This is a genomic window from Variovorax sp. AC103 (assembly GCF_979254005.1).
The window spans coordinates 201,404-221,052 of record NZ_CEEDFC010000002.1 but is presented as its reverse complement, the minus strand read 5'-3'; the positions used below and the strand labels follow the sequence as shown (position 1 = coordinate 221,052).

16 protein-coding genes are annotated in these 19,649 nt (G+C 67.6%); 9 read left to right on the top strand and 7 right to left on the bottom strand.

Features of this window, described 5'->3' with window-relative positions:
* Nucleotides 1-50: 50 nt before the first annotated feature.
* The 3 genes from AC0IYU_RS03670 to AC0IYU_RS03660 form a co-directional block, all read right to left on the bottom strand.
* The gene (locus tag AC0IYU_RS03670) at nucleotides 51-1,406 is read right to left on the bottom strand and encodes a M20/M25/M40 family metallo-hydrolase (RefSeq protein WP_472113155.1); all 1,356 of its coding nucleotides are present in this window, start codon (nucleotides 1,404-1,406) and stop codon (nucleotides 51-53) included.
* A 139-nt stretch (nucleotides 1,407-1,545) separates the two neighbouring features.
* Complete coding sequence (locus AC0IYU_RS03665; protein ID WP_472113153.1) at nucleotides 1,546-2,286, bottom strand: 16S rRNA (uracil(1498)-N(3))-methyltransferase; 741 nt, start codon at nucleotides 2,284-2,286, stop codon at nucleotides 1,546-1,548.
* A gap of 40 nt (nucleotides 2,287-2,326) precedes the next feature.
* Nucleotides 2,327-3,463 carry an aminoglycoside phosphotransferase family protein gene (locus AC0IYU_RS03660; RefSeq protein ID WP_472113150.1) on the bottom strand — a complete coding sequence of 379 codons (1,137 nt, stop codon included), beginning with the start codon at nucleotides 3,461-3,463 and terminating at the stop codon, nucleotides 2,327-2,329.
* A gap of 237 nt (nucleotides 3,464-3,700) precedes the next feature.
* Here AC0IYU_RS03660 and AC0IYU_RS03655 point away from each other — a divergent pair, with 237 nt between their 5' ends.
* Genes AC0IYU_RS03655 through rsmA form a run of 3 tightly spaced genes read left to right on the top strand, consistent with a single transcriptional unit; the run spans nucleotide 3,701 to nucleotide 8,482 of the window.
* Nucleotides 3,701-6,280 carry an LPS-assembly protein LptD gene (locus AC0IYU_RS03655; protein ID WP_472113147.1) on the top strand — a complete coding sequence of 860 codons (2,580 nt, stop codon included), beginning with the start codon at nucleotides 3,701-3,703 and terminating at the stop codon, nucleotides 6,278-6,280.
* 20 nt (nucleotides 6,281-6,300) lie between these two features.
* Nucleotides 6,301-7,710 (top strand): peptidylprolyl isomerase, encoded by a 1,410-nt coding sequence (locus tag AC0IYU_RS03650; protein ID WP_472113145.1) that lies wholly within the window; start codon nucleotides 6,301-6,303, stop codon nucleotides 7,708-7,710.
* A 7-nt stretch (nucleotides 7,711-7,717) separates the two neighbouring features.
* Entirely contained in the window at nucleotides 7,718-8,482 is a 765-nt protein-coding gene (gene rsmA / locus AC0IYU_RS03645; RefSeq protein ID WP_472113142.1) for a 16S rRNA (adenine(1518)-N(6)/adenine(1519)-N(6))-dimethyltransferase RsmA, read from the top strand.
* A 70-nt stretch (nucleotides 8,483-8,552) separates the two neighbouring features.
* Here rsmA and AC0IYU_RS03640 read toward each other — a convergent pair whose 3' ends face one another.
* The 4 genes from AC0IYU_RS03640 to AC0IYU_RS03625 form a co-directional block, all read right to left on the bottom strand.
* On the bottom strand, nucleotides 8,553-8,696 hold the full coding sequence (locus tag AC0IYU_RS03640) for a hypothetical protein (protein WP_472113139.1): 144 nt from the start codon (nucleotides 8,694-8,696) through the stop codon (nucleotides 8,553-8,555).
* Between the two features lie 77 nt (nucleotides 8,697-8,773).
* On the bottom strand, nucleotides 8,774-9,199 hold the full coding sequence (locus AC0IYU_RS03635; RefSeq protein WP_086011111.1) for a barstar family protein: 426 nt from the start codon (nucleotides 9,197-9,199) through the stop codon (nucleotides 8,774-8,776).
* 50 nt (nucleotides 9,200-9,249) lie between these two features.
* Nucleotides 9,250-9,663 (bottom strand): guanyl-specific ribonuclease, encoded by a 414-nt coding sequence (locus tag AC0IYU_RS03630; protein ID WP_472113136.1) that lies wholly within the window; start codon nucleotides 9,661-9,663, stop codon nucleotides 9,250-9,252.
* A gap of 181 nt (nucleotides 9,664-9,844) precedes the next feature.
* Nucleotides 9,845-12,193 (bottom strand): NADP-dependent malic enzyme, encoded by a 2,349-nt coding sequence (locus tag AC0IYU_RS03625; RefSeq protein WP_472113133.1) that lies wholly within the window; start codon nucleotides 12,191-12,193, stop codon nucleotides 9,845-9,847.
* Nucleotides 12,194-12,384: 191 nt separating this feature from the next.
* On the opposite strand from AC0IYU_RS03625, the gene AC0IYU_RS03620 reads away from it, so the two are divergent.
* From AC0IYU_RS03620 to AC0IYU_RS03595, 6 genes are all read left to right on the top strand, one after another.
* Nucleotides 12,385-13,434, top strand: coding sequence for an SPFH domain-containing protein (locus tag AC0IYU_RS03620; protein WP_472113131.1), 1,050 nt, complete (start codon nucleotides 12,385-12,387; stop codon nucleotides 13,432-13,434).
* Between the two features lie 124 nt (nucleotides 13,435-13,558).
* Entirely contained in the window at nucleotides 13,559-15,040 is a 1,482-nt protein-coding gene (locus AC0IYU_RS03615; RefSeq protein ID WP_472113128.1) for a DUF4178 domain-containing protein, read from the top strand.
* Nucleotides 15,041-15,088: 48 nt separating this feature from the next.
* Entirely contained in the window at nucleotides 15,089-15,307 is a 219-nt protein-coding gene (locus AC0IYU_RS03610; RefSeq protein WP_472113126.1) for a DUF350 domain-containing protein, read from the top strand.
* 11 nt (nucleotides 15,308-15,318) lie between these two features.
* Nucleotides 15,319-16,860, top strand: coding sequence for a polyamine aminopropyltransferase (locus AC0IYU_RS03605; RefSeq protein ID WP_472113123.1), 1,542 nt, complete (start codon nucleotides 15,319-15,321; stop codon nucleotides 16,858-16,860).
* A gap of 7 nt (nucleotides 16,861-16,867) precedes the next feature.
* A complete protein-coding gene (locus tag AC0IYU_RS03600; RefSeq protein ID WP_472113120.1) occupies nucleotides 16,868-18,505 on the top strand; it encodes an FAD-dependent oxidoreductase in 1,638 nt (545 codons plus the stop codon).
* Nucleotides 18,502-19,644 (top strand): saccharopine dehydrogenase family protein, encoded by a 1,143-nt coding sequence (locus AC0IYU_RS03595; protein WP_472113117.1) that lies wholly within the window; start codon nucleotides 18,502-18,504, stop codon nucleotides 19,642-19,644. Before AC0IYU_RS03600 ends, AC0IYU_RS03595 begins: the two co-directional genes overlap by 4 nt.
* Nucleotides 19,645-19,649 lie beyond the last annotated feature (5 nt).

Genomic DNA, 19,649 nt, shown 5'->3' with positions numbered 1-19,649 from the left:
ACCTTGAATCGAAAGTGGCATGGCCACTTTCGAACGGGCAACGTGACAAATTACTTGGTACGCGCCACGCGTTTGGGCAGCAATGCAGGGCTCACCCCTTGCACACCCACCAACCCGAGCACCGTCACCAGGGAATTCTGCGCGCCTTTCCAGGCGTCTGTCACGTCGATGGACTCGGCGAGCGAATGGAATCCCGAGCCCTTGCCGCCGCCGCCGACGATGATCGCGGGAATGCCCAGCGAGATCGGCACGTTGGCGTCGGTGCTGCCGCCGCGCAGCATCGTCTTGTGGCCGAAGGCCGCGTTCGAGCGCGTCGCGGCCTCGACGATCACCGAGTCCGGCGGCGTGCGGCCGCCGGGCCGGTCCCCGATGAGCCTGGTGCTGGCGCTCAGCGTGTTCACGTTCCAGCGCCTGTTTTCCTCGGCCACGGCCTCGTCGACGGCGGCGAGGATCTTCTTTTCCGTCTCGAGCAGCGCGCCCATGTCGTCCGAGCGGATGTCGATGGCCATGCGCGCGTCGGGTGCGATGGTGTTGACCGAGGTGCCGCCGCCGACCGTGCCGACGGTGAAGGTGGTCTTGGGAAAGCTCGGCGTGCGCACGTCGGCGATCTTTGCAATCGCGCGGCCCATGCCGTGGATGGCGCTGGGCACCTGGCCGAAGGCGCCGAAGCTGTGGCCGCCCGGGCCCTGGAACGTGACCTCGTAGCGGTGGCTCGCGGTGCCCAGCACCAGCACGGCGCCCGGCGGGGACGGCTCCAGTCCCACCATGCCGTCGATGTCGAGGTGGTCGCGAAAGATCGCCTTCATGCCGCGCAGGTTGCCCAGCTCTTCCTCGCCGACGTTGGCGACGAACATCAGGTCGCCCACGGTCTGCACCTTGTGCTCGTTCAGCACCTTGAGCCAGGACAGCAGCACGGCGAGGCCGCGCGTGTCGTCGCCGATGCCCGGCGCATACAACCGGCCGTCGCGCTCCTTCACCTTCACGTCGGTGCCGGCGGGGAACACCGTGTCGAGGTGGGCGGAAACGAGCAGCTTCGGTCCGCCGCCGATGCCCTTGCGCAGCCCGACCACGTTGCCTTCGGCGTCGATCTTCGCGTGGCTCAGGCCCAGCGCCTTCATGCGCGCGAGGAAAGCCTCTGCGCGTTTGTGCTCCTTGAAGGGGGGCGCCTCGATCTCGGTGAGCATCTTCAGGTCTTCGACCGAGCGTTCATGGTCGGCCTTGACGGCGTCGAGCAGCTTCTGGATGGCAGGGGACGCCATCAGCTGGGTGTAGGCCTTGTCGACCTCGGGGCTCACTTGCGCCGGCGCCGGGGCGACGGCCGGGTGCTGGGCGCTGGCGCCTTGGGCCGCGCACAGCGCGGCAAGAACGAGCGGGGCGAGGCGCAGCGCGCCAGGCAGGCGGGACATGGGGCAAAAGTCCTTCTTTTGTCTTAATAAGGTAACGATTGTTTCCCAACTGCTCCACGCGCGCGTGGCGGAAAACACCCACCTTTCGCCCTCTGTTCGAAGCTTGCTCGACCTTTGTCCGGCACTTGCCGCGCAGGGATCAGAGCCCGGCGAGCGACACCAGCGCGGCCAGCGCCGCCGTTTCGGCGCGCAGCACGCGTGCGCCGAGGGTGACCGGCGCGAAGCCGCGGGCGATGGCCTGCTGTTCCTCGCTGCCACTGAGGCCGCCTTCGGGCCCGCTCAGCACGAGCGCGCCGCGGTCTTGCGGCACTTGCAGCGCGTGCACGGCGCGGGTGCCGTCGGCCAGGCTCAGCACGAGGCGCACGGCGGCCAATTCCGCCGGTTGGGCCGGTTGGGGCGGTTGGGCATCGATCCAGCCCCCAAAGGACTGCACCGGATGGATCATCGGCACGCGGTTGCGCCCGCATTGTTCGCAGGAGGCGACGGCAATGGCCTCCCAGTGCGCCCGCTTCTTCTCGGCCCGTTCGCCTGAGAGACGCAGCACGCCGTGCGCGGTGGCCAGCGGCTGGATGCTCGCGACGCCGAGTTCGGTGGCCTTCTCGACCAGCCAGTCCATGCGCTCGTTGGCCGGCATGCCGACCGCGAGGTGCACGGCGCGCGGCGCCTCGCGCTCCACCGGCTGGTGGGTGCCGACCAAGACCGAAACGTCGCTGCGGCCCATGCGCTCGACCGTGGCCGCGTACTCGCCGCCCGCGCCGTCGAACAGGGTGAGCGCGTCGCCGGGCTGCATGCGCAGCACCTGCACGTGGCGTGCGGCGCCGGACGGCAGCGCCAGGCTGGTGCCGGCGGTCAGCGGCACGGAACAGTGAAAACGCGGCATGCTATGAAATCAGTAGCGGCACAGGTCCATCTGACGGGCGTCAGACGCGGCCATAGGCAAAGCCGGTGAGAGCCGAGGTGCCTTCGACCTCGTCGATCACCCGCACCAGCGGCGTGAGCTCCATGTAGCGGCTGGCGGTGGCGCGGATGTAGGCGATGAAGCGCGGCGTGTCGGCCAGGTACCTGGGCTTGCCGTCGCGCAGCGTGAGGCGCGCGAAGATGCCGGCCACCTTCAGGTGGCGCTGCAGGCCCATCCATTCGACCGCGCGGTAGAAGGCGCCGAAGTCCTCGTCCACCGGCAGGCCGGCCTTGCGCGCGGCGGTCCAGTAGCGGATGGTGATGTCGAGCACGAACTCCTCGTCCCAGCTCAGGAAGGCATCGCGCATCAGGCTGGCGATGTCGTAGGTGATGGGACCGTAGACCGCGTCCTGGAAGTCGAGCACGCCGAGCGCTCCCTCGGGGGGCAGCGAGGACACGTCAGCGCCGAGCGTGGGGGCGGCACTCACCATCAGGTTGCGCGGCATGAAGTCGCGGTGCACGTACACGCTGGGCGAGGCCAGGTTGCTGTCGACGATCAACTTGAAGCTGCGTTCCAGGCGCTCTTTCAGCTTGCCCTCGATGGCCACGCCGCGGTGGCGGCCGATGTACCACTCGGGGAACAGCGCCAGTTCGCGCTCGAGCAGCGCCCGGTCATAGGGCGGCAGCACGCCCGGCTTGGAAGACAGCTGCCACTTGATCAGCGCGTCGATCGCCTGGTCGTACAGCGGGCGGCTGGCATCGGGCCGGGCCGGGTCGAGCACGTCCAACATGGTCTGGCGGCCCAGGTCGTCGAGCAGCAAAAAGCCCTGGAGCCGGTCCCACTCGAGCACCGTCGGGGCGAGCACGCCGGCCTCGGACATCAACCGCGCCACCTGGACGAAGGGGTCGCTGTTTTCCTTGTCCGGCGGCGCGTCCATCACGATGCGCGTGGGGGCGACCGGGTCCGTGGTGTCGACGCGGAAATAGCGGCGAAAACTCGCGTCCGCCGAGGCGAGGCGCACCGTGTCGGGCAGCAGCCGCTGGGCGGGTGCGATGCCGGCCAGCCAGGCCTGGAACGCCTCGGCACGCTGCGGATCGGTCCAGAGAATGGTCTCGGCGGGGCTCGGGGCCAAAGAGGCGGGGGGCAAGGGTGCTGTCATGGATAATCGATTCTACAAATCCGCCTGGCGCGGCAACCCCCCGTGGCCGGCTTCCGGCCGGGCCGGGGTCGCCGCCGGCCCCTGCAACCCGCCGGCCTGCCGCGCCGTCTCCCCGACGATCTTTCGTTCCGAACCGATGCCTACGACCCAAAGCCCTCACGCTGGGCACCTTGCGCGCTCGCTGCTCTCCCCGGGGGAGTCGCCGGCTTTCCTCGGAACGGCCGGGCGGGAGGCTTGATGAGCCGACGCGTGACCCTGCGGCGCTCAAGCCCGCCTCTGCCGCTGGCTGTGCTGTCGCTGGCCCTCATGCATGTGCACGGCGCGTCCGCGCAGACCGCGGCCAATGTCGACGGACCGCTCACGCTGAAGCGCACGCCGCTGCTGACCGAGGTCGTGCCGCCCGCCGAGCGCGGCCAGTTGCCCAGCCTGGTCACCGGCGACCGCATGTCCGGTCGCCCCGACCTCGATACCGTGGTTGAAGGCAATGCCACGCTGCGCCGCGGCCCGGTCTCCATCACCGCCGACCGGCTCGAGTACTACCAGCCCGACGACCTGGCCAAGGCCACCGGCAACGTGCGGGTCAACCAGGGCGGCAACGTGTACGAAGGCCCGGAGCTGCAGCTCAAGCTGGAGACCTTCGAGGGCTTCTTCAACAACGTGCGCTACCAGTTCCTGGCGAACGAGGCGCACGGTGAGGCACAACGCATCGACTTCGTCGACGCCAACGTGTCGGTGGCCCGCCAGGCCACCTACACCACCTGCCGCCGCGAGGACTTTCCCGGTTGGATGCCGGCATGGCTGCTGACCGCAACCACCATAACGACCGACACCGAGGAAAACGAGGGCGTGGCCACCAATGCGCGCCTGAGCTTCATGGGCATCTCCACGCCGCCCATTCCGAGTGTGAGTTTCCCGCTGTCGAACGATCGCAAGAGCGGCCTGCTGCCGCCGACCGTGGGCATCGACAGCAACAACGGCATCGAGATCGCGCAGCCGTATTACTGGAACATCGCCCCGAACCGCGACGCCACGATCACGCCCACGCTCATGAGCAAGCGCGGGCTCAACCTCAGCAACGAGTTCCGCTACCTCGAGAAGGGCTACAACGGCACGGCCCGGCTCGACCTGATGGGCAGCGACCGCCTCGTGGGCCAGCGCTACAACGAGCTGCGCGCGAGCCAGCTGCAGCAGCTGGCGAACGGAGAGATCCAGGCCAAGGACCTGACCGCCCCGCCCAACAGCACCAGGCGCTGGGGCCTCTGGCTCAATCACCACCAGGACTTCGACGCCAAGGCGTTCGGCCTGGACTCGCTGTCGGCCAACATCGCGATCAACCGCGTGAGCGACAACGACTACTGGCGTGACTTCACGCGCACGCCGTCGCTCGCGCAGCGCCAGCTGCCGAACGACGCGTCGCTCAGCTGGGCCAAGGACGACTGGAGCGGCGCGATCCGCACGCTCAAGTACCAGAACCTGCAGTACAACCTGTCGCCGATCGTGCCGTCGTACGACCGCATGCCGCAGATCACGGCCAACTACAACAAGTACGACTGGCACGGCTTCGACGTGTCGCTCAACCTGGACTACACGCGCTTCCGGGTCAACACGATCCTGAGCGGCCAGCCCGGCTTCGACGTCAGCCAGCAGTCGCAGCCCGACGGCGACCGGGCCTCCGCCATCGCCTCGATCAGCCGGCCGTTCATCACGCCCAGCTCGTTCGTCATCCCCAAGGTGATGGTGAACGCGGCGTCGTACAGCTACTACGTGCCGCAGGCTGACATTCCGAAGCTCACGATCAACGGCACGCAGTACGTCGGCGGGATTCCCTACAACCCGAACTCGCTGTATTTCTTCCCGACCTCCAGCAACCGGACGGTGCCGACCTTCAGCCTCGACAGCGGCCTGATCTTCGAGCGCGATGCGAGCTACTTCGGCCGCGCCTTCCGCCAGACGCTGGAGCCGCGCGCGTACTACGTGTACACGCCGTACCGAAACCAGAGCATGCTGCCGAACTACGATTCGGCCGCCAACGACTTCAGCTTCGCGACCATCTACACCGAGAACGCGTTCTCGGGCGGCGACCGCGTCTCGGACACCAATGCGCTCACGCTCGGCGTGACCTCGCGCCTGATCGACCCGGCCACCGGTGTCGAGGCGGCGCGTTTCGGCATCGCGCAGCGCCTGCGCTTCAGCGACCAGAAGGTCACGCTGCCCGGCGGCACGCCGGTCACCGACCGCGCAAGCGACCTGCTGGTGGGCGCGCAGATCAACTGGACGCCCAAGTGGAGCCTGGACACGGTGGTCCAGTACAATCCCGACACCCGCCGCTCGGAGCGTTCGGCCATCAGTGCCCGTTACAACCCCGAGCCGTACCACAACCTGAGCGCGGCCTTCCGCTACCAGGCGCCCACCACCCCGACCGCCACCGACGGCAGCAAGTCGTTCGACGTGGGCTGGCAATGGCCCCTCAACGACCTGTGGGGCGACAAGGGCAAGAACCTCGGTCCGGGCAAGGGCCAGGGCGGCGGACGCTGGTACGCTGTGGGCCGCCTCAACTACAGCCTGCAGGACAAGAAGCTCACCGACGGCGTGCTCGGCTTCGAGTACGACGGCTGCTGCTGGATCGGGCGCGTGGTGCTGCAGCGCACCACCACGGGCCTGGTGACGGCGAACACCCGCATCATGTTCCAGCTCGAATTCGTCGGGTTCTCCAGCATCGGCTCCAGCCCGATGCAGGCCCTGCGGCAGAACATCCAGCGCTACGAACCCCTGCGCCAACCGGGCGAGGCGCCGAGCCGCTTCACCAATTACGACTGAGTCGACTGACCGAGCTAGCCATGAAAAACATCCGTTCCATCATCACCCTCGGCTGCCTTGCAGCCATGGCTGCAACCGCGGGCGCCCAGGGCTTTCGCTCCGGCGGCGGCATCACGGACATCATGCGCGCCGGCCCGCGGCTGGGCCCACCGGCGGCACGCCCCACGCCCGCCACGCCTCCGGCGGCGCCGGTGCAGCGCTCGGCGGAATTCATCGTCGCGCTGGTCAACTCCGAGCCCATCACCAACACCGAGGTGCTGGTCCGCGTGGAGCGCCTGCTGAAGGAAAACCCCGATGCGCAGCGCGTGCCGCGCAACGAACTCACGCGCCTCGTGCTCGAGCGCCTGATCACAGAGCGCGCGCAGCTCCAGCTCGCCAAGGAAAACGGCATCAAGGTCGACGAGGTGGCGATCGACCAGGCCGAACAGACCGTGGCGCGCCAGAACGAGATCAGCCTGGTCGAATTGCGCCGCCGCGTGGCCGCCGAAGGCATTGCGCAGCAGGAGTTCCGCAACGACCTGCGCGACCAGCTGCTGCTCACGCGCCTGCGCGACCGCGAGGTCGAGTCGAAGGTCAAGATCAGCGACTCCGAGGCCGACGAGTACCTGCGCGACCAGCGCAACGTGTCCGTCAAGAACGCCGCGCTGGAGAACCTCAACCTGGCGCAGATCCTGGTCGCCGTGCCGGAAAACGCGACCGACGCGCAGATCGCCACCGCGCAGCAGAAGGCCCAGGGCCTCGCCCAGCGCGCCCGCGCCGGCGAAGACTTCGCCAAGCTGGTGCAGGACAACTCCGATTCGCCCGACCGCGCCAACGGCGGCGCCATCGGCATGCGCAGCGCCGACCGCTACCCGTCGCTGTTCGTCGAGGCCACGCAGTCGACGCCGGTGAACGGCATTGCCGGACCCGTGCGCTCCAGCGCCGGTTTCCACGTGCTGAAGGTGGTGGCCAAGGCCCAGGTCGGTTCGAGCGACGCCACCGTCACCCAAACGCAGGTGCGACATATCCTGTTGCTGAGCGATCCCAAGCGCACCACGGCCCAGGCGGTCGCGCAGCTGGCGGAGTTCAAGCGCCGCTTGCAGGCCGGCACGGCCGACTTCGCGGCCCTGGCTCGCGACAACTCGCAGGACGCGAGCGCCAAGGCCGGCGGCGACCTCGGCTGGTCGCGCCCGGGCCAGTTCGTGCCCGAGTTCGAGGAAGCGATGGACCGCCTCACGCCGGGCCAGATCAGCGACCCCGTGGTGTCGCGCTTCGGCGTGCACCTGATCCAGGTGGTCGGCCGCCGCGAGGCCAAGCTGAGCCAGTCCGAGCAGCGCGAAGCCGCGCGGGCGGCGCTGCGCGAGCAGCGCATCGAGGAAGCCTTCAACACCTGGGTGCAGGAAGTGCGCGCCCGGGCCTACGTCGAATACCGCGAACCCCCGCAGTCCTGATTCACTGATGGCACACATCGCCAGGAAGCGGTTCGGACAGCATTTCCTGTCCGACGGCGGGATCATCGATGCGATCGTGCGGGAGATCGCACCGCAGCCCGGCGACGCCATGGTCGAGATCGGCCCGGGGCTCGCGGCGCTCACGCAACCGCTGGTCGAGCGGCTCGGCCGGCTCACCGTGATCGAGCTGGATCGTGACCTCGCCAAGCGACTGCGCGAGCATGCGCAGCTCGACGTGATCGAGTCCGACGTGCTCAAGGTCGACTTCGCCGAACTCGCGGGCCGCTTTCCGGCCAAGCCGCTGCGCGTGGTGGGCAACCTGCCCTACAACATTTCCACGCCCATCCTGTTCCACCTGCTGGGCTCTGCCCATTTGGTGGCCGACCAGCATTTCATGCTGCAGAAGGAAGTGATCGACCGCATGGTGGCCAAGCCCGCCACGTCGGACTACAGCCGCCTGAGCGTGATGCTGCAGTGGCGCTACGACATGGCCAACGTGCTGTTCGTGCCGCCCGAGAGCTTCGAGCCGCCGCCGCGCGTGGACAGCGCCGTGGTGCGCATGGTGCCGCTGGCGCAGCCGCCGCTCGTCGATGCGAAGCGCCTGGGCGAAATCGTGCAGGTGGCTTTCAGCCAGCGGCGCAAGATCATGCGGCACACGCTGGGCAAGTGGCTGCAGGAGCATGGCTTCACTGGCGAGTTCGACACCCAGCGCCGGGCGGAGGAAGTGCCCGTGCACGAATATGTGGCCCTGGCGCAGACCGTGGCCCCATGAAAAAAGCCCGTCACAGACGGGCTTTTTTATGTGCGCCGGGGAAAGCCCAGGCGCTGATGCTCGAACCGATTCAAGCGGCGGCGAGCCAGTAACCCGCGTTGAACGGGCTGCTCATGCGCAGCGCCAGCGGCGACACGTCGACGAGCTTGTCGGTCGGCATTTTTTCGCCGGCCGGCTCGGTGCTGGCGGTGGCTGATGCTGCGGTGGTGTTCACTTCGATGCCATCGAGGGTTTCAGCTTTGGGCTGAGCCTCGTTCGCCCGTTCTGCTTGGCTGGTAGATGCAGAACGGGCTACAGAAAAGAATAGAAGCACCGGAACGGGACCTTGCGGTCGCCCCAGTAGTCCGAGGCGTCGCGGAAGATGTCGAGCAGTTGCTCGCGTGCTTCCTTGTCGAACTTGGCATTGGCCGGAATCTGCTCCAGCACGATGACGAAACCTGGCTGCGGGCCCGATTTATGCAACGGGTCCGTCATGCAGTCGTACAGCGCGTCGAAGTTCTTCCCGAAGTGGGCCGGGAACGTGAATTGCTGCGCGATCAGGTCGAGCACGTCCTGCTTGGTCTGGGCGTTGCCCAGGTTGGCGTACAGGAAGTGCTGGCCGGCTGCGTTGGCAGCGTCCTGCAGGTCGTTCACGCGGAACGCGCGGATCGATTGCACGATGTTCGGGCGTACGGCACGAAGGGATAAGGTCATCTCCGCTGGTCTTTCCATAGTCATCATCATTTCTTCGGGGCGCTTCGGGGCGGCACCCAGGTCGTTGTCATCGCTCATGGCGCAATCCGTCTGAAACTTGCATAGTGGTCCGCTGTGTACCAGCAGGCCTCGGGTGTGGTGCGCTGTTCACCGCCGCAAACGATTCGTTGTGCACCACGATTGCGCGAGCCAGGTGTTGTCACCGTGTACTCGCGGTAGTGGCCACGCCGTGCCGGCGGTAAAAGACGCTCGCGATTGCCGAAAACCGTGCCGTCCTTGTCGTACCGGAAAGGTCCACCGTTGAGGATGGACTGGTAGGTTCGCTGGCCCTGCACCGGCAATTCGGACAGGGCGATCGTTCCCTCGGTGGACGTTTTTCCGGCGCCGAACCATCCGCGGGCCTCGGCCCCGGTCGTCAGCGCCGCCAGCATCAGGCCGGTAAGCGCAAATTTGGTGACAGAGGACGTGATCGAGGCGTAAGCCGCCATGGGGCACCACAAGAAAAGAGCGGGGGGTTTGAATCGGCGTCCAACCTCGGGGTTAACCCGCAAATTCAAGCCCGCGAGTGTGCACCACGCTGGCGAAAATAGCAAGCGACTGCCCAAAGTTTGAGCAGTCGCCAAGGGGGTAAGTGGTGTTTTAAGTTGGCGACCACTCTCGCCAAAGCGCCTATCTTTCGGCGTTTGCGTCAGCCACTGTCAAGGCTGTCATGTTCACGATGCGCCGAACAGTCGCACTGGCCGTGAGAATGTGCACAGGTTTGGCCGCGCCGAGCAGAACCGGGCCGATCGCGATGTTGCCGCCGGCTGCCGTCTTGAGCAGGTTGTACGAAATATTGGCCGCGTCGATGTTCGGAAAAACCAACAGGTTGGCGTCACCGGCCAGCGCGCTGTGCGGCATGACGATTGCGCGCTGCTTGCTGTCCAGCGCCACGTCGCCGTGCATTTCGCCGTCCACCTCGAGCCACGGTGCCTGCACGCGCAGCAGGTCGAGCGTCTTGCGCATCTTGATGGCGCTGGGCTCGTTGCTGGTGCCGAAGTTGGAATGCGACAGCAGCGCCGCCTTCGGCTTCAGGCCGAAACGCATCATTTCCTCGGCCGCCATGGTCGTGATCTCGGCCAGCTCCTCGGGGGAGGGGTCGTAGTTGACGTGCGTGTCGACCAGGAACACCTGGCGGTCGGGCAGCAGCAGGCCGTTCATGCAGGCGTACACCGGCACGTCCTGCGGTGTGCTGGCGCAGCCGCCCGGGCGCTTGCCGATCACCTGGTCGATGTAGTGCAGGTGGATCAGCGTGGTGCCCCAGGTGCCGCAGATCATGCCGTCCACCTCGTCCTTGTGCAGCAGCATCGCGCCGATCAGCGTGAGGCGGCGGCGCATCTCGATCTTCGCGACCTGGGCGGTGATGCCCTTGCGCTCCGTCATGCGGTGGTACGTCTGCCAGAAGTCGCGGTAGCGGTGGTCCTGCTCGACGTTGACGATGTCGTAGTCCAGCTCTTCCTTCAGCCGCAGGCCGAACTTCTCGATGCGCTGGGCAATGATGGCCGGACGTCCGATCAGCGTCGGGCGGGCCAGGCCTTCGTCGACCACGATCTGCGCGGCGCGCAGCACGCGCTCTTCCTCGCCCTCGCTGTACGCCACGCGCTTCTTCGGCGAGCGCTTGGCCGCGTCGAAGATCGGCTTCATGGTCGTGCCCGAGGCGTAGACGAAGCTCTGCAGGCGGTCGCGGTAGGCGTCCATGTCCTTGATCGGGCGCGTCGCCACGCCGCTGTCGGCGGCGGCCTGCGCCACGGCCGGCGCGATCTTCATCATCAGGCGCGGGTCGAAGGGCTTCGGAATCAGGTATTCGGGGCCGAAGGACAGCTTTTCGCCGACGTAGGCAGCGGCCACGCGCTCGCTCTGCTCGGCCTGGGCCAGGTCGGCAATGGCGTGCACCGCGGCGATTTCCATCTCGTCGGTGATCGTGGTCGCACCCGAGTCGAGCGCGCCGCGGAAGATGTACGGGAAGCACAGGACGTTGTTGACCTGGTTCGGATAGTCGGTGCGCCCGGTGGCCATGATCACGTCGTCGCGCACCGCATGGGCGTCCTCGGGCGCGATCTCGGGGTTCGGGTTGGCCAGCGCGAAGATCACCGGCTTGGCCGCCATCTTCGCCACCATCTCGGCCTTCAGCACGCCGCCGGCCGACAGGCCCAGGAACACGTCGGCACCGACGATCACCTCCGACAGCTTGCGCATGTCGGTCTTCTGCATGTACTGGCGCTTGTCGTCGTCCATCAGCTCTTCGCGGCCTTCATAGACCACGCCGGCCAGGTCGGTGACGAACACGTTCTCGCGCTTCAGGCCGACCTTGAGCAGCAGGTTCAGGCACGCCAGTGCTGCGGCACCGGCGCCCGAGGTGACCAGCTTGACCTCGGCGATGTTCTTGCCGGCCACCTTCAGGCCGTTGACCATGGCGGCCGCCACGGTGATGGCCGTGCCGTGCTGGTCGTCGTGGAACACCGGGATCTTCATGCGCTTGCGCAGTTCGCGCTCCACGTAGAAGCAGTCCGGGGCCTTGATGTCTTCCAGGTTGATGGCGCCGAAGGTGGGCTCCAGCGCGGCGATGATCTCGACCAGCTTGACCGGGTCCTTCTCGTCGATCTCGATGTCGAACACGTCGACACCGGCGAACTTCTTGAACAGGACGCCCTTGCCTTCCATGACCGGCTTGGAGGCCAGCGGGCCGATGTCGCCCAGGCCGAGCACCGCGGTGCCGTTGCTGATCACACCGACCAGATTGCCGCGCGAGGTGTACTTGAAGGCGTTGGCCGGGTCCTTGACGATTTCCTCGCAGGGCGCAGCCACGCCGGGCGAGTAGGCCAGCGACAGGTCGCGCTGGTTGACCATCTGCTTGGTCGCCGCGATGGCGATCTTGCCGGGAACGGGGAACTCGTGGTACTCGAGGGCGGCACGGCGCAGCTCGGCGCGTTTGTCTTCGGGCGTGGGAGTCGATGAGGTCGAGGGGGTCGAATCGGACATGTGCCTGTAGCTCCTGGTGGCGCTTCTTCTGGGGGCGCCGATTGTAGACCTCGCTTCGCAAGGCCTTGGCAGAGGCCATACGCCGCATGGCCGGGGGCGCACATGACCAAATGCACGGGTTGCGCCGTCAAGTCGCTGTGGCAATATGCACGGCTCGGACAAAACCTGAAAAAACCTGAAGAGGAGCGACCATGGCGCTGATGGATTTCATCAAGAAACAGTTCATCGACATCATCCAGTGGACGGAGACCGGCGATGGCACGCTGGCCTGGCGTTTCCCGATGGCGGAGATGGAAATCCAGAACGGCGCCTCGCTCACCGTTCGCGAGTCGCAGGTGGCGGTGTTCGTCAACGAAGGCAAGGTGGCCGACGTGTTCGGCCCCGGCATGTACAAGCTCACGACGCAGACGCTGCCCGTGCTCACGTACCTGAAGAACTGGGACAAGCTCTTCGAGTCCCCCTTCAAGAGCGACGTCTACTTCTTCAGCACGCGCCAGCAGGTCGACCAGAAGTGGGGCACGCCCCAGCCGATCACGATCCGCGACAAGGACTTCGGCGCCGTGCGCCTGCGCGCCTTCGGCAACTACAGCTTCCGCATCGGCGATGCCAAGCTGTTCCACACCGAAATCTCCGGCACGCGCGACATCTACAGCGTGGCCGACCTCGACGGCCAGCTGCGCGGCCTGGTGCTGCAGAACATCAGCAACGCCATCGCGTCCAGCGGCGTGCCTTTCCTCGATCTCGCGGCCAACCAGATCCAGTTTGCGCAGGCGCTCGCCGCGCAGCTGGTGCCCGAGTTCGAGAAGATCGGTATCAAGCTCGAGAACATCACGGTGCAGAACGTCTCGCTGCCCGAAGAGCTGCAGAAGATCCTGGACCAGAAGATCGGCATGGGCATGGTCGGCAACGACATGGGCAAGTTCATGCAGTACCAGACGGCGCAGGCCATCCCCAAGTTCGCCGAAGGCGCTGCCAATGGCGGCGGCATTGCCGGCGACGCGATGGGCCTGGGCGCCGGCGTGGCGCTCGGCCAGGTGCTGGCGCAGAACCTCGCGCAGGGCCTGAGCCCGAATGCGGCCGCCCAGGCCGCAGCCACGCAGCAGCAGCCCGCCGTGGCCGTGGTGAGCGCGAGCGACGTGATGACCACGCTCGAGAAGCTCGGCGAACTCAAGACCAAGGGCATCCTCACGCAGGAAGAGTTCGACGCCAAGAAGGTCGAGCTGCTCAAGAAGCTGGTCTAACCCCCAGGCTTCGCGCACTTCGTGTCGCTACTCCTTCCCCCTTGCAGGGGGCGATACCTGCGGCCCGGCGTAGCCGGTACCGCGGTATCTCCCGCTTCGTTCGTCGCATCTTCAGCCGCGCGCCATGGCTGAGGAAACCGGCAACCAACGCTACTACCGCGCGCCCTGCCCCGGCTGCGGCGCGCCGGTCGAATTCCGCTCGGCGCAGTCGACGCACGCGGTCTGTCCCTACTGCCAGAGCACCGTCGTGCGCCAGGGCGACACGCTCGCGCGCACCGGCAAGATGGCCGAGCTGTTCGACGACTTCAGCCCGCTGCAGCTGTTCGCCGCCGGCCGCATCCAGGACAAGCCGTTCACGCTGATCGGCCGGCTGCAGTACACCTACCCCGGCGGTCGCTGGACCGAGTGGATCGCCGCGCTCGACGGCGAGCGCACCGGCGTGCTCAGCGAGGACAACGGCGCCTACGTGTTCGCGCTGCCCTTCGACATCCAGCGCACCGCGCCGCCCTGGAACGAACTGCGCGTGGGCGCCACCACCGCCTTCGCCGGCCAGAGCTACACCGTCACCTCCAACGAGCAGGTGGCGCTGACCTCCGCGCAGGGCGAGCTGCCGCACCTGCCCGAGCTCGGCAAGCCGTTCGCGATGGTCGAGCTGCGCAACGACAAGGGGCTGGTGCTCAGCCTGGACTACGGCACCGCGCCGCCCGCGGCCTCGCTGGGCCGCTCGGTGCAGCTCGAAGACCTGCAACTCACCGGCCTGCGCGAGGACTCCGCCAAGAACGAGACGGGCCGCAGCTTCAGCTGCCCCAACTGCGGCTCGCCCGTCACCGTCAACCTGGCCGACAGCAAGAGCATCACCTGCCGCTCGTGCAACAGCATCATCGACCTGTCGCAAGGCATCGGCGGCGAGCTGAAGCACGCCACGCAGGACGAGCCCGTGCGCCCGCTCATCGCGCTGGGCACCATGGGCCAGCTGCAGGGCGCGCAGTGGCAGGTGGTCGGTTTCCAGCACCGCATGGGCACCGAGCCCGGCGACGACGAGATGTTCGGCTGGGACGAGTACCTGCTCTACAACAAGAAGCGCGGCTTCAGCTTCCTGGTGGACGCCGAGGACGGCTGGAGCCTGGTCAAGCCGACCACCGGCGCGCCGGTGATGGCCGAGAACGGCAGCACCGCCACCTACCTCAACAAGCGCTACCAGCAGCAGTACGCCTACAACGCCGAGACCACCTACGTGGCGGGCGAGTTCTACTGGCAGGTCGAGCGCGGGCAGAAAACCTTCAACCGCGACTTCGCCAACGGCCCCGCGCTGCTGTCGATGGAGCGCTCGGCCAACGAGCTCACGTGGTCGTCGGGCATCAAGCTCGACAGCGGCGTGGTGGCCACCGCCTTCAAGCTCGACGCGAAGAAGGACATGTTCAAGCGCGCCGACGCGCTGCCCGTGAGCGCCGCCTCGGGCATGGGCTGCGGCACCATCATCCTCATCATCGTGGTGATCATCATCCTGCTGATCATCCTGAGCACCTGCAGCGGCGGATCGTCCGGTGGCTCGCGCAGTTCGGGCGGCTCGTACGGCGGCTATTCGAGTGGCGGCGGCCACAAATGACGGCGAAGATGCACGCGATGTTTCTTATTACTACGACTGGAGGTCCCCATGGGATTTGAATGGCTGAAACCGGGCGTGGTCCTCGGATCGCTCGTGTACGCGCTGATCGGCGTGATCATCTTCTGGCTGTGCTTCCTGATCATCGACAAGATCACGCCCTATGACCTGTGGGCCGAGATCGTCGAGAAGCAGAACGTGGCGCTCGGACTGGTCGTCGCCGCGATGAGCCTGGGCATCTGCATCATCGTGGCCGCAGCAATCCATTGAACGACGCGGCCGTGCCCGCGCGCACCCCGGATGCGCGGGGGCCGCAACCCGTGGAGATCGCGCTGCTTGCCAGCGTGTTCGTGGTCGCCGCCTGCGGGCTGGTCTACGAACTGAGCGCGGCCGCGCTGAGCTCCTACCTGCTCGGCGACTCGGTGCTGCAGTTCAGCACCATCATCGGTACCTACCTGTTCGCCATGGGCGTGGGCTCGTGGCTCTCGCGCTATTTCGACCGGCAGCTGCCCGCGCACTTTCTTCGCATCGAGCTGATGGTGGCGCTGATCGGCGGCGCGCTGCCGGCCATCTTGTTCCTGGCCAACGCCTACGTGCCCAGCGCCTTCCGGCTGCTGCTGTACGGCCTTGTGATGGTCGTGGGCACGCTGGTGGGCCTGGAGATTCCGCTGGTGATGCGCATCCTCAAGCGCAACATCGTGCTCAAGAACCTGGTGTCGCAGGTGCTCACCTTCGACTACCTCGGCGCACTCGCGGTGTCGGTGGCGTTCCCGCTGATCCTGGTGCCGCAGCTCGGCATGATCCGCACCGGCCTGCTGTTCGGCTTCATGAACGCCGCCGTGGCGGTGTGGGCGCTGTGGCTGTTCCGCCATGAGCTGCGCCGCATCGGCGCGCATGCCGTGGCCTGCTTCCTGGCGCTGGCCGCGCTGCTCGCGGCCTTTGTGTGGGCCGACCACATCACGACGCTGGCCGAGGACAAGTTCTACCAGGACCACATCGTCTTCAGCGCCACCTCGCCCTACCAGCGCATCGTGGTCACGCGCGGGCTGCTCGGGCACCGCCTGTTCCTGAACGGCAACCTGCAGTTCGCCGAGCGCGACGAGTACCGCTACCACGAGGCCCTGGTGCATCCGGTGATGGCTGCGCAGGGCGCACCCAGGAAGGTTGCCGTGCTCGGCGGCGGCGACGGCATGGCGGTGCGCGAGATATTGAAGTACCCGTCGGTCGAGTCGGTCACGCTCGTGGAACTCGACCCGAACATGACCCAGCTTTTCACCACGCACGAGACGCTGGCCGCGCTCAACGGCCATTCGCTGTCCTCGCCCAAGGTGAAGATCGTCAACACCGACGCCTTCCAGTGGCTGCAGCAACCCGGCGACATGTACGACGTGATCGTGGTCGACTTTCCGGACCCGACCAATTTCGCCATCGGCAAGCTCTACACCAACAGCTTCTATGCGCTGCTCGAAAAGCGCCTGTCGGCCAGCGGCTACGCGGTGATCCAGACCACCTCGCCGCTGGTGGCACGCAAGAGCTACTGGACCGTGGCGACGACCATCGAATCGGTGGGCCTGCGCGCCACCCCGTACCACGCGCATGTGCCGAGCTTCGGCGAATGGGGCTACATCATCGCGAGCCGCCGGCCGTACCGAATGCCCGACGCGCTGCCGCCGGGCCTGCGTTTCCTGTCGCCTTCCACGCTGCCGTTGATGTTCGACTTTCCGCTGGACATGGCGCGCGTGCCGACCGAGGTGAACCGCCTCTCGAACCAGATCCTCGTCACCACTTATGAGCAGGAGTGGGGCAAGGTGATGGCGCACTAGCCGAGCCATGCAACGGCGCGAATTCCTCGGCGTGGCGGCAGGTGCGGCGGGCGCCCTGGCGCTTGCGGGCTGCGAGGCGCCGCCCGCGCCCATCGAAGGCGGCTTCACCGGCATCGACGTGGCGCGCGGCCATGCGATGCGCGACGGCGCGCTCAAGAGCGCGTCACCCGCTGTCGTGAAGCGCACCCGTGTCGTCATCGCCGGTGGCGGCGTCGCCGGGCTCGCCGCCGCACGCGCCCTGCGGCTCGCGGGCATCGACGACTTCACGCTGCTCGAACTCGAAGACACGGCCGGGGGCAACGCGCGCGGCGGCATGGTCAACGGCATCGCCTGCCCGCTGGGCGCGCACTACCTGCCCGTGCCCGGCGACGATGCGCGCGAGGTGCAGGACCTGCTCGAGGAGCTCGGCCTGCGCCGCCGCGTGGCGGGCCGCTGGGCGTACGACGAGGTCACGCTGTGCCACAGCCCGCAGGAACGCCTGTTCTTCCAGGGCGAATGGCAGGACGGCCTGCTGCCCGTGCACGGCGTGGGCGAAGGCACGCTGGCGCAGTACCGCAAGTTCTCGCAGCGCATCGACGCGTTGCAGCACGCGGCGCACTTCGCCATTCCCACGCTCAAGGTCGCCGTCACGCCTGAGCTGCTGGCGCTCGACGCGATTCCCTTTTTGAGCTGGCTCGACCGCGAGGGCTTCAGCGACGTGCAGCTGCGCTGGTACCTGGAGTACTGCTGCCGCGACGACTACGGCGCGGGCATCGCGCAGGTGTCGGCCTGGGCCGGCATCCACTACTTCGCCAGCCGGCATGGCTTTCATGCGCCCGGCGATCCGACCGGCAGCGCCAACGACGCGAACCCCGAGCGCGACGGCATCCTCACCTGGCCCGAAGGCAACGGCTGGCTCACGAAGCAGCTTGCCAAGCCGCTCGGCGAGCGGCTGCGCACCGGCCAGGTCGTCACGCGCATCGCCGACGTGCGCGGCGGCGTCGAGGTCGATGCGTGGGACACCGCCACGAAGTCGCTGGTGCGCTGGCAGGCCGAGCGCTGCATCGTCGCGCTGCCGGTGTTCATCGCCGCGCGCGTGGTCGAGAACCCGCCCGAGGTGCTGAAGAACGCCGCCGCGCACGTGCGCTACGCGCCCTGGCTGGTGGCCAACATCCACCTGCGCGGGCCGCTGGCCGACCGGCACGGCGCCGCGCCGAGCTGGGACAACGTGGTGTACGGCACCAAGGGCCTGGGCTATGTCGACGCGCGCCACCAGACACTCGACCCGACACCGCGCGGCACCGTGCTGAGCTGGTACCGCCCGCTGGGCGCCAGCGGCTACGACACGGTCGACGGCCGCAAGCTCTTGCTGGAGCGCCCCTGGACCGGCTGGCGCGACGACCTGCTCGCGGAGCTGTCGGTGCCGCACCCAGACCTGCCCTCGCTGGCCACGCGCATCGACATCACGCGCTACGGGCACGCGATGTCCATCCCCAGACCCGGCCTGCTCGCGCAGATCGGCTCGCAGCGCAGCGCGCCGGACGAAGCGCACCGCGGCAGCGTCGTCGCGGGCCGGTTGTCGTTCGCGCATGCCGACTGGTCGGGCTATTCGATCTTCGAGGAGGCCTTCACGCGCGGGCACGTGGCCGGGACCGCAGTGGCATGAAGACACTGGTGCTCGGTGGCTACGGCAACTTCGGTGCGCGCATCTGCCGCGCACTGGCCGCCGACCCCGGCATTGCGTTGCTGGTGGCGGGGCGCGATGCGCAGCGTGCCACGGCATTGGCCGATTCGCTCGGCGGCGGTGCGCGCGGTGTCCGCCTCGATGTGCAGGCGGGCGACCTGGCGGCCAGCTTGCGCGAGCTGGGTGTCGACCTGGTGATTCACACGGCGGGGCCCTTTCAAAGCCAGGACTACCGCGTGCCCCAGGCCGTGGCCGCAGCAGGCGCGCACTACATCGACCTGGCCGACGGCCGACGCTTCGTGTGCGACTTTCCAGCGGCGCTCGATGCCGCCTTCCGCCACGCGGGCCGCACCGCGGTCAGTGGCGCCAGCACCGTGCCCGCGCTGTCCTCGGCGGTGGTCGACCACCTCGCGGTGGGTTGGCAAGGCATTCGCAGCATCGACATCTGCATCGCGCCGGCCCAAGGCGCGCCGCGCGGCGAGGCCACGCTGGCCGGCGTGCTTGCGTACTGCGGCGAGCCGATCCGCGTGTGGCAGGACGGCCGGTGGGTCGAGCGGCTCGGCTGGGCCGACCCGGTGAAGGTCGAGTTCACGCGCATGAAGCCCAGGCGCGGTGCGCTGTGCGACATCCCCGACCTCGAGCTTCTTCCCTCTCGCTATCCCGGCGTGCAGTCGGTCATGTTCCGCGCCGCGCTGGAAGTCGGGCTGGCACAGCACGCGTTCGCGTTCATGGCCTTCATGCGCCGCGTGGGCCTGCTGCCCGCGCCGCACAAGCTGGCGCCGCTGCTGCATTCGGCAGGCCGCGTGTTCGATGCGCTCGGCACCGCGCTGGGCGGCATGGTGGTGCGCGTCGAAGGCACGGACGCGCAAGGCCGGACAGCGCGCCGCGCCTGGCACATCGCCGCGGACCACAACCACGGCCCCGAGATCCCGTGCATGGCCGCCATCCTGCTGGCGCGCCGGCTCGCGCGTGGCGATGCGTTGCCCACGGGCGCGCATGCCTGCGCCGGCTTGCTGGGCCTGCACGAATTCGCGCCCGAGTTCGCGCGCTGGGGCATGGTGAGCGACATCGTCGAAGAGGCTGCAACCGCGGTGCAGGACCATGGCGCACCGCCGCTTTGAGTTCG